Source organism: Sphingomonas parapaucimobilis NBRC 15100 (assembly GCF_000787715.1).
In the GTDB taxonomy this organism is placed as follows: domain Bacteria; phylum Pseudomonadota; class Alphaproteobacteria; order Sphingomonadales; family Sphingomonadaceae; genus Sphingomonas; species Sphingomonas parapaucimobilis.
On the sequence record NZ_BBPI01000043.1, the window covers coordinates 45438 to 58964 of the forward strand.

The 13527-nt window shown below is 67.4% G+C and carries 10 protein-coding genes; 4 read left to right on the forward strand and 6 right to left on the reverse strand.

The window, feature by feature from the left end; genetic code table 11:
- The first annotated feature begins 11 nt into the window (after positions 1–11).
- The 4 genes from SP5_RS08505 to SP5_RS08520 all read left to right on the forward strand — a co-directional run bounded on the left by SP5_RS08505 (position 12) and on the right by SP5_RS08520 (position 7422).
- Complete coding sequence (locus tag SP5_RS08505) at positions 12–3206, forward strand: glycoside hydrolase family 2 TIM barrel-domain containing protein (RefSeq protein ID WP_042486950.1); 3195 nt, start codon at positions 12–14, stop codon at positions 3204–3206.
- Positions 3207–3262: 56 nt separating this feature from the next.
- Positions 3263–4822: an alpha-N-arabinofuranosidase gene (locus SP5_RS08510; RefSeq protein WP_042486951.1), complete on the forward strand. Its 1560-nt coding sequence runs from the start codon at positions 3263–3265 to the stop codon at positions 4820–4822.
- On the forward strand, positions 4822–6171 hold the full coding sequence (locus SP5_RS08515; protein WP_042486952.1) for a family 43 glycosylhydrolase: 1350 nt from the start codon (positions 4822–4824) through the stop codon (positions 6169–6171). Before SP5_RS08510 ends, SP5_RS08515 begins: the two co-directional genes overlap by 1 nt.
- A 273-nt stretch (positions 6172–6444) precedes the next feature.
- Positions 6445–7422, forward strand: a complete 978-nt coding sequence (locus SP5_RS08520) for an alpha/beta fold hydrolase (protein WP_042486953.1) — start codon at positions 6445–6447, stop codon at positions 7420–7422.
- Here SP5_RS08520 and SP5_RS08525 read toward each other — a convergent pair.
- The 6 genes from SP5_RS08525 to SP5_RS08550 all read right to left on the reverse strand — a co-directional run bounded on the left by SP5_RS08525 (position 7385) and on the right by SP5_RS08550 (position 13333).
- On the reverse strand, positions 7385–8086 hold the full coding sequence (locus tag SP5_RS08525) for a GIN domain-containing protein (protein ID WP_042487095.1): 702 nt from the start codon (positions 8084–8086) through the stop codon (positions 7385–7387). The genes SP5_RS08520 and SP5_RS08525 overlap by 38 nt on opposite strands.
- A gap of 46 nt (positions 8087–8132) precedes the next feature.
- Entirely contained in the window at positions 8133–8696 is a 564-nt protein-coding gene (locus SP5_RS08530) for a head GIN domain-containing protein (protein ID WP_245613441.1), read from the reverse strand.
- Between the two features lie 304 nt (positions 8697–9000).
- Positions 9001–9534, reverse strand: a complete 534-nt coding sequence (locus SP5_RS08535) for a CarD family transcriptional regulator (RefSeq protein ID WP_042486954.1) — start codon at positions 9532–9534, stop codon at positions 9001–9003.
- Positions 9535–9916: 382 nt separating this feature from the next.
- Entirely contained in the window at positions 9917–10258 is a 342-nt protein-coding gene (gene fdxA, locus SP5_RS08540) for a ferredoxin FdxA (RefSeq protein WP_042486955.1), read from the reverse strand.
- A gap of 29 nt (positions 10259–10287) precedes the next feature.
- Positions 10288–10626, reverse strand: coding sequence for a S4 domain-containing protein (locus SP5_RS08545; protein WP_042486957.1), 339 nt, complete (start codon positions 10624–10626; stop codon positions 10288–10290).
- A 211-nt stretch (positions 10627–10837) separates the two neighbouring features.
- The gene (locus SP5_RS08550) at positions 10838–13333 is read right to left on the reverse strand and encodes a helicase-related protein (protein WP_042486960.1); all 2496 of its coding nucleotides are present in this window, start codon (positions 13331–13333) and stop codon (positions 10838–10840) included.
- Positions 13334–13527: the final 194 nt, after the last annotated feature.

Sequence of the window (13527 nt, forward strand, 5' to 3'; positions counted from 1 at the left end):
AGGGGAGTGCGATGAATTGGCGTTTGGCGGCCGGTACGGCCGTGGTGGCTCTGGCGAGCCCGGCTTTTGCGCAAAACGGCCCGCAGGTCGCCGCCGTCCAGGTCGATCCCAGCCGACCCGATTGGGAAAACCCCGCCGTCAACGCACGCGGCACCCGCCCCGCCAGCGCCACCGCCTTTCCCTATGAAAGCCGCGCGCTGGCACTGGCCGGGGACCGCGCCCGGTCCAGCCGCTTCATGAGCCTCGACGGCGATTGGTCCTTCGCCTTCTCCCCCTCGGTCGACGGCGCGCCCAAGGGGTTCGAGCGGCCGGATTACGACGTGTCGAAGTGGAAGACCATCAAGGTCCCCGCCATGTGGCAGGCCGAGGGATACGGCCAGCCCAAATACAACAACATCACCTATCCCTTCCCCGCCAACCGGCCGCTGGTGCCGCATGACGATAACGAGACGGGCTCCTATCGCCGCGACTTCACCCTGCCCGACGGGTGGCGCGGGCAGGATGTGATCCTTCAGATCGGCGCGGCGGGATCGGCGTACCGGCTGTGGGTCAATGGGCAGGAGGCCGGCTATTCGGAGGACTCCAAGCTTCCCACCGAATATGACGTCACCCGGTTCCTGAAGCCCGGCCGCAATGTCGTGGCGATCCGCGTCCATCGCTGGTCGGACGGCAGCTATCTGGAGGATCAGGATTTCTGGCGCGTCTCGGGGATCGAGCGTTCGGTGTACCTGCGGGCGGTGCCGAAGGCGCGGATCGACGACCTGTTCGTCCATGCGGGCCTCGACAGGAATTACCGCGACGGCACGCTGTCGACCGAACTGACGCTGCCCGCGCTGCCCCAGGCGATGACCGCGCGGATGACGCTGCTCGATGGCGAGCGGGCGGTGGTGACGCAGCAGGTTGCACTGGCCCAGGGCGCGACCTCGGCCAGGCTGGAGGCGGTGGTGCCGGGTGTGCGGAGCTGGTCGGCGGAGACGCCGCATCTCTACACGCTGCTGGTCGAACTGGTCGATCCGAACGGCCAGGTGGTGCAGGCCACGCCGCAGCGGATCGGTTTCCGCACCGTCGAGATCAAGGGCGGGCAGGTCATGGTCAATGGCCGCCGCATCATGATCCGCGGCGTCAATCGGCATGAGCATGACCCGGAAACCTTCCACGTCATCTCCGAGGCATCGATGCGCCGCGATCTGGAGCTGATGAAGCGCAACAACTTCAACGCCATCCGCACCTCGCACTACCCCAACGACCCGCGCTTCCTGGCGCTGGCCGACGAGTACGGCTTCTACCTGATGGACGAGGCCAATATCGAGAGCCACGCCTATATGGAGCAGGGCAACCGCCACGGCGATCAGCGGGGCAAGTATCAGATCGGCTTCGACCCCGCCTGGGAAAGCGCCCACGTCTCCCGCGTGATGAACATGGTCGAGCGGGACAAGAACCACCCGTCGATCATCTTCTGGTCGCTGGGCAACGAGGCCGGGATCGGCCCGAATTTCGAGAAGGCGGCGGCGGCCATCCGGCGGCGCGACCCGGCGCGGCTGATCTCCTATCTCGGCTGGGGCACGCTCGACTGGAGCCACCAGCCGAACAATTACGTCGATATCTACGCGCCCATGTATGATGATATCGAGAAGATGGTCGACTGGGCCGAGGACCCGACGCGCACCCAGCCAATGATCCAGTGCGAATATGCCCATATGCAGGGCAATTCGGGCGGCAATTTCAAGGATTACTGGGACACCATCTATGCCCACCGCAAGCTGCAGGGCGGCTTCATCTGGGACTGGGTCGACCAGTCCATGTACCGCTATGCTAAGGACGGGCGGCGCTATTGGGGCGATGGCGGCGAGTACGGCCCCAATCCGGGCGGCGATATCGAGTTCGGCGACGGGCTGAACCAGCCCGACCGGACGCCCAATCCGCAACTCTATGAAGTGCAGAAGGTGCAGTCGCCGATCCGCTTCGACGGTTACGATGCGAAGACCGGGCAGCTGACTGTACATAATCGTCATGACTTTATCGATCTGTCGGGTTTTACCTTCGACTGGGTTGTGGAGAAGAACGGCGTCGCGGTGGCGAGCGGGCAACTCCCCGCGCTGACGACGGCGGCCGGACAGGTGCAGACGGTGGCGCTTGCCCCGAAATTCGCGCGCGAGGCGGGGGCGGAATATCTGCTGACCGTTCGCGCCCATGCCAAGGACGGCACGATCCGTGCGGTTCCGGCCAATTACGTGGTCGGTTGGGAGCAGTTCGCGCTCAGCGACGGACCCGCCATGCCGGTGGCGGCCAGGGGGCAGGTTGCGGTCGCCGATAGCGCCGACAGCGTCACCTTGTCGGCGAACGGCGCGGAACTGGTCATCGACCGCAAGACCGGGCTGGTCACGCGCTATGCGGCGGCGGGGCGTATACTGGCCAAGGGCGGCCAGCCCAATTTCGTTCGGGCCGAGACCGACAACGACACCGCCAATGGCACCGTCGCCCAGCAATCGGCCTGGTTCACGATGAACGGACGCTATCAGGTGCGGAGTGTATCGATCGGTCCCGACCAGAGCGTGACCGTCGACCACGAGATGGGGGCGGGCGCGGCGCGCTTCGTCACCCGCTACACGATGGCGGGCAATGGTGCGGTCGATGTCGACGGCCAGTTCGTACCGCTGAAGGCCGACTTGCCGCCGCCGGTCCGCATCGGCCTGTGGTACACCATGCCGACCACGGTGAAGACGGTCGAATGGTATGGCCGGGGTCCGCATGAAAGCTATGTCGACCGCAAATCATCCGCCGCGATCGGGCTGTGGCGCGGGGCAATCGCCGAGCAGAATCACGATTACATGCGGCCGCAGGACACCGGCAACAAGGTCGATGTCCGCTGGATGGAACTGTCGGGCGAGGGGGCTGGCCTGCGGGTCCGTGCGCCCAGGCCGTTGATGATGCAGGCGCTCGCCTTCCCCTATGGCGACCTCTATCGCCGTGCGCCGGGCACCTGGAAATCGACCGATATCGTGCCGCATGGCGAGACGACGCTGATCGTCGATGCCGCTGAGTGGGGTGTGGGCGGCGATACGACCTGGAGCCATGTCGGCCAGCCGCACATGAAGTACCGCACCACGCTGGAGCCGACCCGTATCGCCTTCCGGCTGGAGCCCTTTACCGGCGACGGCACGAGTCCCGAAAAAGCGAAGCCCGCCCGTGCGACGGAGCCGCAATAGGGCTGTTCTTTACTCGGACAATAAGCCATCATGCCGCATCGGGCAGAGGAGAATCCATGAAAAGGGCAACGAAATTTCTGATCGCGGCGGCGGCGACGCTGTTTGCGGGGACCGCGATGGCGCAAACGGCGCCCGCCACGAGCGAGCAGGTCGAGGTGCATGCCGACCGTCCGGGTCCCGTCTATAACCGTCGCCTGTTCGGCCAGTTCGCCGAGCATCTGGGCACCGGCATCTATGGTGGTATCTGGGTCGGCAAGGGCAGCAAGATCCCCAACGTCAACGGTTATCGCCGCGACGTGCTCGACGCGCTGAAGGCGATCCGGGTGCCGGTGATCCGCTGGCCGGGCGGCTGCTATGCCGATGAATATCACTGGCGCGAAGGCATCGGCCCGCAGGCCAAGCGCCTGACCAAGGTCAACACCAATTGGGGCGGTGTGACCGAGGACAACAGCTTCGGCACGCATGAATTCATGAATTACAGCGAGATGGTCGGCGCCGAGGCCTATGTCTCGGGCAATGTCGGTTCGGCCTCGCCGTCCGAAATGGCCGAGTGGGTCGAATATATGACCTTCCCGGCCAAATCGACCTATGCCGAGGAGCGTCGCAAGAACGGTCGCGACAAACCGTGGAAGCTGGCCATGTTCGGCATCGGCAACGAGCTGTGGGGCTGCGGCGGCAATATGCGTCCCGAATATGCCGCCGACGTGACGCGTCGCTATTCGACCTTCCTGAAGGTCCCGGCGGGCGAAAAGCTGATGAAGATCGCCAGCGGTGCGAACAGCGACGATTACAACTGGACCGAAGTGATGATGCGCGATGCGGGTGGCGCATTCGACGGCATCGGTGTGCATTATTACACCATCCCCGGCGACTGGTCGCACAAGGGCGCGGCCACCGGCTTCGACGAGGAAAGCTGGGCGCGCACCCTGTCCAAGACGCTGAAGATGGAGGAGCTGCTCACCCGTCACTCGGCGATCATGGACAAATATGATCCGAACAAGCGGGTCGCGCTGCTCGTCGACGAATGGGGCACCTGGTATGATGTCGAACCCGGCACCAATCCGGGCTTCCTGTACCAGCAGAACTCGCTTCGCGACGCGGTGGTGACCAGCCTGAACCTCGACATCTTCGCCCGTCACGCCGACCGCGTGCGCGGCGCCAATATCGCCCAGATGATCAACGTCCTCCAGGCGATGATCCTGACCGACGGGGCGCGCATGGTGAAGACACCGACCTATTGGGTGTTCGACATGTACAAGGACTATCAGGACGCGACCGTCCTGCCGGTCGATGTCCAGTCGCGCTGGTACAACAAGAACCAGTGGGTGATGAAGGCGGTCAGCGCCTCGGCCGTTCGCGACAAGGCGGGCGTGGTGCATGTCGGCCTGACCAATGTCGATCCCAGCCAGCCCGCGACCGTCTCGGTCAAGCTGGACGGCGTGACCGCGGCGCAGGTGTCGGGCCGTGTCCTGACCGGCGCGACGATGGATGCGCACAACAGCTTCGACGCGCCGAACCAGGTCGCGCCGCAGCCGTTCAACGGTGCGACGCTGTCGGGTGGCGTGCTGACCGTGCAGGTGCCCGCCAAGTCGGTCGTCATGCTGGATCTGCGCTGATGAAGGCCCGCGCCGGGGCGCTGCTCGCCGCCGTCCTTCTGACCGGGGCGGCGGGGTCCGCCGCACCCCGGCGCGAGGTTTTGTGGAATAGTCCGGGGGCGGGCAACCCCCTGCTTCCGGGCTATTTCGCCGACCCCTCCATCGTGCGCGACGGGGGGCATTGGTACATCTTCGCCACGGTCGATCCATGGGGGGATGACCGTCTGGGGCTGTGGACCTCGGACAATGGCCGCGACTGGACCTTCTCGCAGCCCAACTGGCCGACCAAGCAGGCCGCAACCAGCCCGACCTCGGGCGATGCCAAGGTCTGGGCGCCCTCGGTGGTCAAGGCGCCCAACGGCCGCTGGTATATGTATGTCTCGGTCGGCAGCGAGGTATGGGTCGGCTCCGCCCCGTCACCGGCGGGACCATGGGCCGATGCCAATGGCGGCAAGCCGCTGATCGCCCGCGACTTTGCGCCCCAATATCACATGATCGACGCCGAGGCGTTCGTCGACGATGACGGCCAGGCCTATCTCTATTGGGGATCGGGGCTGAACTGGGTCAATGGGCATTGCTTCGTCGTGAAGCTGAAGCCCGACATGGTCCATTTCGACGGCGCGCCGCGTGACGTGACCCCGGCCAACTATTTCGAAGGCCCCTTCATGGTGAAGGAGAAGGGGCGTTACCTGCTGACCTATAGCGACGGCAACACGACCAAGGACACCTACAAGGTCCGCTATGCGGTCGGCGCGTCGCCGATGGGACCCTTTACCGAGGCGGCGAACAGCCCGTTGCTGGAAACCGATGCCGCGCGGCAGGTCATCAGCCCCGGCCATCACGCGATCTTCGCCGACAAGGGCAAGGCGTACATCCTCTATCACCGCCAGGCGTTGCCCTTCGGGATGGGCAGCGAGCGGGTGCTGCGGCAGGTGGCGATCGACCCGCTGACTGTGCGGGCGGACGGCACGTTCGAGAAGGTCCGGCCCAGCCATGATCCGGTGATCCCGGCCTTTGCCGCACATCGCGACCATGGGCTGCGCTGGACGGGCAAGGGCGTCGACGCGCTGGCGGGGGACGACAATTACGCGACCGTCTGGCGACCGGAGGCGGGCAGGCCGCCGGTGCTGACCGCCGATCTGGGCGCGGTGCGTGACGTACGGGAAAGCCGGGTCCGTCCCGCCTTCGCGATCCAGCCGCAGGATTTGCGGGTCGAGGCATCGCCCGATGGCCGGACCTGGCACGAGGTGGCGGCCGAGACGGGGGTGAGTGGTTCGCCCATCACCCTGCGCCATCCGGGTAAGGCACGGTTCCTGCGCATGACGGTGACGGCGAAGGAACCTGCGATCCTGGAATGGTCGATCTTTTAAGCCCCTCCTCCGGAACGGGGGAGGGGTTTGGGGAGGGGGCTGGCCGCAAGCAACGGTCTCGGTGAGACTCCAGGCCCTCCCCCATCCCCTCCCGTTTACGGGAGGGGCGTGCCCGGCGTAAGCGGCGCGTGTCCACACCCCCCGTTCAGCCTGAGCGAAGTCGAAGGCCATGGGCAGACCTTTCCTCAAACCCCACGACAATCGTAACACAGGGCGTGCTAGAGTAGACCCACATGACGCCCACGGCGGTCGTGAGGGAAGGCAAGGAACGGCATGGCGCCATACGCATCAAGCACGGTCGCGGACACCCTAACCCCCTTCCTGTCGCAATGGACCGCCCCGGACGGGTGGGTTCACCGCCGCTATGACCGCCCGCATGAACCGGGCACGGCGCGGCGGGGGCGGTTGCTGTTTCAGACGGGTCGCGCCGACATGATCGAGAAATATGGCGACGCGATCGACCATTTCCGCGTGCAGGGTTGGGACGTCACCGCCTTCGACTGGCGCGGGCAGGGCGGGTCGGGGCGGCTGACGCCCGACGGGACCGGGCATATCGACCGGCTCGACCGGCTGGCCGAGGATCTGGCGGCCTTTTATGGCGAGTGGGTCAGGCCGGGCGAGGGGCCGCATGTCGTGCTAGGCCATTCGATGGGCGGGTTCGCCACCTTGTCGGCGCTGGCCGGGGGCGGGATCGCGCCCGATGCGGTGGTGCTGGTCGCGCCGATGCTGGCGCTGCGCTCGCCGGTCGGCCAATGGGCGGGGGCGCGCTTCGCCCGCTGGCAGGTCGGGCGTGGCGATCCGCTTCGCCCCGCCTGGCGTCGGCTGGAGACGCCCGCCGCCGCGACCGCGCGGCAGAAGAGGCTGACCCATGACCTGACCCGCTTCGCCGATCAGCAGGCGTTCCGACAGGCCCGGCCCGAACTCTGTCTGGGATCGCCCAGCTGGCATTGGGTGGCGGAGGCCTTTCGCGCGACGGCGGCGCTTCGCGAAAATCCGGCGCTGGGGCGGATCGAGACGCCGGTGCTGATGCTGGTCGCGCTTGCCGATCGGCTGGTCGATGCGCGGGCGGCGGCGCGGGTGGCGCAGCGATTGCCGCAGGGCGAACTGGTGGCCTTTGGTCGCGGCTGTGCGCATGAGATATTGCGGGAGGCCGATCCGGTTCGCGCCAACGCCTTTGCCGCGATCACCGCGTTTCTCGACCGGCGCGTACCCGCTACTTCACCCCGCAGCGAACCGGACCACCGCCGGTGACCCGGCATTTGGGCGTGCCCGCCACCGTCACCCTGCCCAGCCCGCCATTGGCGACCGTCGCCATATAGCGCGCCCGTGCGGCAATCTCGCCGGGGCCGTCGAGCGTGACGGTCAGGTCGCCTGCCTTCAGCGCCTCGGCCGCGATGCTGGCAGGCCCGTTGGCCGCGAGCCGCGCCTTGCCGACCCGGCCGCCCTCGATCGTCAATCTGGCGGGGCCGAACAGCGTCGCGGCCAGTTGATCGCCATCGGCCCGCCCGACCCGGACCTCGCCCGTGCCTGTCACGGACACATTCAGCGCACTGCCCTTCATCGCCTGCACCGTCACCTGCGCGCCGCCGATGACGGTGACGCCCGACAGAGGCGGCGCGGCGAGGGTCAGCGTGACCGGCGCATCGTCCCCGCCCGCGCCCCCTCCCGCGCCCCCGCCCGCACGTCGCACGACCAGCGTGCTGCCCATCACCTGCGCCTCGACCTGACGCAACGCCGCGCCGTCACCGGACAGGGCTCCGCGCGGCGAGGGGCCGGTGGTCATGATGACGCGGAACGGCCCCTCGACCCGCAACTTGTCGAAGCTGCTCAGATCGACGCGCCGCTCGGCGGCCAAGGCCGGTGTGGCGACGACCAGCGCCGAAGCCAGAAGCGCGAAAGCGGTGCGGATCGACATCACCGCCATCCTCGCACCGCTCCGCCGGCGTCGCAAGCCGGTCCCCTTACAGGGTACGCCCACAGCGTGCGCTGCCCGATCCCGCCTTGCGGACGGTGCAGACCGAGTTCGGCCCCAGATCGGCATCGCCCGAACCGCTCAGCGACACCTTGGCGGGGCCGTCGACCTGCACCGCGACGCGGCCCGATCCGGCAATTTCGACCTCGGCCTGTCTGGCATGAAGCCCCTTGGCGCGTATGTCCCCCGACCCGGCAATGCCGATCTTCAGCGCACCGACCCGGCCACCGGCCTGGACCGAGCCGGAGCCCGCCACGCCCAGTTCGGCCTGCTCGACCCGCATCGCGCCGATCGTCAGGTCGCCCGAACCCGCAATCCCGCCCTTGAAGCGCGCGCCGTCGATCCGGTCGATGCGCATCTGCCCCGATCCCGCGATACCCGCTTCGGTCAGGCGCGGCAGCGTCACCAGGATGCGGACGTTCCGGCGATTGCCCCAATGCAGCCCCTTCTTCATGCCGATCAGCAGCGTGTCGCCATCGCGCGCGATGCGCAGCTGGTCGAGATCGGATGCCGCCCCTTCGGCGCGTACCGAAAAATCGCCGCCGACCCGGATATCGACCGGATCGCTGCCATTGCTCGATACCGCCGTGAACCCGCGCGTCGCATAGCTGCGCGCGTCGCCCGAGCCCTGGGGGGAGACTTCCTATCCCTTGGCCTTGCTTCCGAACGAACAGGCGGCGGTGGGCATGGCGAGCACGAGCAACCCGGCAAGCGTGGTGAGAAGGGGGGATTTGGGCATGAGCGACCTCCTGTGTATTGATAGAATAGTACACATGGCCGGGCGATCTGCGCAAATGAAAAGGGGCGGCCCCGCCTGGGACCGCCCCTTGTTCGTGTCGAAGAAGACCGACCGCCTATCAGGCGGCGGGCTTTTCCTTGTTGTAGATGGCAGCGGCAGCGCGCAGGATTTCCAGGATCTTCTCCTGGGCGCGCGGCTCGTCCACCTCTTCCATCGCGGCGAGTTCGCGGGCGAGGCGGCTGGTGGCCGCTTCGAAGATCTGCCGCTCGGAATAGCTCTGCTCGGGCTGGTCGTCGGCGCGGAACAGGTCGCGGACCACTTCGGCGATCGACACCAGGTCGCCCGAGTTGATCTTGGCTTCATATTCCTGGGCACGGCGCGACCACATGGTGCGCTTGACCTTGGGCTTGCCCTTCAGCGTTTCCATCGCCTCGCGCATCGTCTTGTCCGAGGACAGCTTGCGCATGCCGACCGACTCGGCCTTGTTGGTGGGAACGCGGAGCGTCATGCGCTCCTTTTCGAACCGCAGCACATAGAGTTCGAGCTGCATCCCTGCGATTTCCTGCTTTTGCAGCTCGATAACGCGGCCCACGCCATGTTTGGGATACACGACATAGTCACCGACGTCGAAGTGGAGCGCCTTGGCAGCCATTGGGGGCCTTTCCGGATCAGGGCCTTCGCACGAGCGCCGGACGAGCGGAAATGGGTCCACTGATCAAGTCGGCCTCGGGAAGGAAGGGTCGAACACATCAAAGGCGGGCGGTCGCGAAAAAAGCTATGCCCGTCGCGGAACCATATAGCATGGTCGCAACAAAATTACCAGCATATGTGCAGGTTGCCGGAACCATCGGGCGCCAAGGCCCAACGGATCCAATCTTTCCTCCCCTGGAAGGGGAGGTGGCAGGGCGAAGCCCTGACGGAGGGGTATTCCGCTATCGAGAGGGGAGACACCCCTCCACCAGCTTCGCTGGTCCCCCTCCCCTTGCAGGGGAGGAATAGCTTTTGCTCAGTCGCCCTTGCCGGGCGCGTCCCGGTCAGTCGCCCTTGCCGGGCTCCGGGCTGAAGAACTGGTCGTACTTGTTCTCGACGCCCTTCATCGCATCGGCGTCGGGTGGCGTCTGGTCCAGCTTGCGGGTGACGTTGGGCCATTGGGCGGAGAAGGTGTTGTTCAGCTCCAGCCACTGTTCCAGCCCGCTCTCGGTGTCGGGCAGGATCGCCTCGGCCGGGCATTCGGGCTCGCACACGCCGCAATCGATGCATTCCGACGGGTTGATGACGAGCATGTTCTCGCCCTCATAGAAGCAGTCGACGGGACACACCTCGACACAGTCCATATACTTGCAGCGAATGCAGGCATCGGTGACGACGTAGGTCATGACAACTCCCAAGGTACGAACGCGTGCTGCTATGCCGCGTGTGGCGATCCGTCAACGCCCGAAACCGTGTTAAGGCCCGAAACCGGCGAAGTGACCAGGTCGCAGTAACAGGCGCGACCTTCGGCGGGCGGTCCGCGCCGGACGGGCAGCGACTCCACGCGCAACACGCGCACATTGCCAGCCTGCGCAAAGGTCAGGATGCTGCCGATCCGGACCGGCGCATGGGCGCGATCGATCGCGCGGCCGTCCATGCGGAAATGCCCGTCGCACGCCATCGCCTGCGCCCGCTCCCGCGACTTGGCGATCCGCGCCCACCAGAGGAAACGGTCGAGCCGCATCGACTCAGGCGAAGGGGCGCGGGTGCTCATAGGGCGGGACGGTCCTTTCTGTGAGAAAGTGAAGACATGCGGTATCTCATTTCTCCCCAAGCCATGCTTGGGGAGGGGGACCATCCGCAGGATGGTGGAGGGGCAGGGGCCTGGCGATGACCTTCGTGGCCTGGCGCGAGCCGCAGGGCATCGCCCCTCCACCACGCCCTGTAGGCGCGGTCCCCCTCCCCATCGGAGATGGGGAGGAATGTCATTGGGAAGGTCTGCCCCAGTCGGCGAGCGCGGCGAAGGCGTTGCCGGGGCTGGCCGCGACACGCGGGACGGGGCGGGCGGGGGGGCGGCCGCGCCAGACCCAGCGGGCGGGTTCATTCTCCCTACCCCTTATCTTGCGAAAGCCCAGATCGCCCATCAGCCGGTCGAGCGTCGCCGCCTCCAGTCCGATCGAGGTCGCCAGCGAGGCATCGGGGGTGAACGGCCCACGCCCCTCGCGCGCGTCATGGGCGGCGCGCGCGATGCGTTCGACCAGGTCGATCCGCACCGCCTGTTCGCCCAGCGGCCGATAGCCCGAGGCGACACCGCGCCCCGGCTCGTCGCGGCGCAGGATGGTGGCGCCGGGCCGGGCGAGGTCGGGCGTCTGGCCCCATAGCGCCATCAATGTACGCCGCCATGTTGCCGCACCGGGCTTCAGCAATCGCGGATCGAACACATCCAGCGTGCCGATCGTGATCCCCATGCCCCGCAACCGCCGCCGCTCGTCGGGCGACAGGGCATCGATCATCAGGCGTAGCGGCTGGCGCGGCGCGATGCCGCCCGCATCCTCCAGCGCGGCGGCGACGGCGCGGATCGCGGGCGACGCCTTGGCCTCGCGCGCCAGTGTCGCCAACCGGACCAGCGCGGGCACCTGCCGGTCGAGCGAGCGCGCCAGCCAGGCGTCCAGCCGGGCCTTCACCTGCTCACGCTGGACCGGGACCAGGCAATCGAGATCGCGCTCCAGCCGCAGCACCGGCCGCCCCAGCGACGGCCCGGCCGTCAGCCGCGCCACGCCATGCCCGTCCCAGACCAGCCGGTCCTCCTGAAGCGTGAAAGCGTCCTGCCCGGCGGCGATCAGCGCCTCGGCCCGACGCGACCGCTCGGACCCCAGCCGCTTTTCCGCCGCCGCCAGCAACAGGCGCTTGTCGTTCGCCCGCGCGCCTGCCTCGACGGTGAAGCGAAAACCTTCCAGCCGCCCGATGGGGTGGTCCTCGACCAGCACCTCGCCTTCGGGGCCGATGGTGACGGGCAGGGCGCCCGCATCGGCACCGATCCGGCGGATCAGCGCGGTGGTGCGCTTGTCGACGAAACGCTGGGTAAGGCTCGCGTGCAGGCCATCGGACAGCCGCTCCTCGATCTCGCGCGTCCGCTCGGCCCAGTGGCGCGGATCGGCCAGCCAGTCGGCGCGCTGCGCGATATAGGCCCAGCTGCGGATCGCGGAGAGGCGGCCCGCCAGCGTCTCGACATCGCCCGCCATGCTGTCCAGTCGCGCAATCTCGTCGGCGAACCATTGGTGCGGGACATGGCCCAGGCCCTCGGACAAATGGCCGAACACGCGCGAGACGAAGCGGGCATGGGGATCGATGCCTACTTTGCGGAAATCGGGAATGCCGCACGCCGCCCAGAGGCGCGCGACCATGGCGGGCCGCCGCACCCGGTCGCGGACCCAGGGTTCGTCGGCCAGCCGCTTGAGTACCTGCAGATCGGTGGCGAGCGGGGCGGCGCGCAGCACGCCGGGTGCGGGCTTGCGCTCCAGGCTGCCGATCAGCGCGTCGATGCTCGACAGGTCGGGATCGCCCTCGCGCCAATAGAGATGGTCGAGCCGGGGGAAGCGATGCTCCTCGATCGCCAGAACCTCTTCGGGCAGGAACGAGTCCGGCCCTTCCTCGGCCAGCGCGCCGAACGTCCCGTCGCGGTGATGCCGCCCGGCGCGCCCGGCGATCTGCGCCATCTCGGCGACGGTCAGGCGGCGACGGCGACGCCCGTCGAACTTGTGCAGACCCGCAAAGGCGACATGCGCGACGTCCATGTTCAGGCCCATGCCAATCGCATCGGTGGCGACGAGATAGTCGACCTCGCCCGCCTGGAACATCTCGACCTGCGCGTTGCGGGTGCGCGGGGACAGCGCGCCCATCACGACAGCGGCCCCGCCGCGCAGGCGGCGCAGCATCTCCGCCACCGCATAGACCTCCTCGGCCGAGAAGGCGACGATGGCGGAGCGCTTGGGCAGGCGACTGATCTTCCTGGCGCCCGCATAGGTCAGCGTCGAGAAACGGGGCCGGGCGATGATCTCGGCATCCGGCACCAGCGCCCGGATCATGGGTTTCAGCGCCTCGGATCCCAGGATCATCGTCTCGTCCCGGCCGCGCCGGTGCAGCAACCGATCGGTAAAGACATGACCGCGCTCCAGGTCCGCACCCAGCTGCGCCTCGTCCAGCGCCATGAAGGCGACGTCGCGGTCGGGCATGGATTCGGCGGTGCAGAGGAACCAGCGGGCGTCGGGCGGCACGATCTTTTCCTCGCCCGTGACCAGCGCCACCTGGCCCGGCCCCTTCAGCGCCACGACCCGGTCATAGACCTCACGCGCCAGCAGGCGGAGGGGAAAGCCGATGATGCCGCTGCTATGCGCGCACATCCGCTCTATCGCGAGGTGCGTCTTGCCGGTGTTGGTCGGCCCGAGAACGGCCGTCACGGCGCCCGATACGCGGCTTGTCATACGCCCTACATCGGGCTTCGCACGCGCGGTTGCAACGGCATGGAGCAAGACGGGGAGCAAGATCGTCGCGCGCAGGCGGGATTTGGCCCGGTCCGGCCACGTCTTGCCGCAGCATCGGGGCGGCGGGGCGCAGCGGCTTTGACTTTGCGGGCGCTACCCCACACCGCAAAATCCTGTGCGCCGGGGGGATCGGC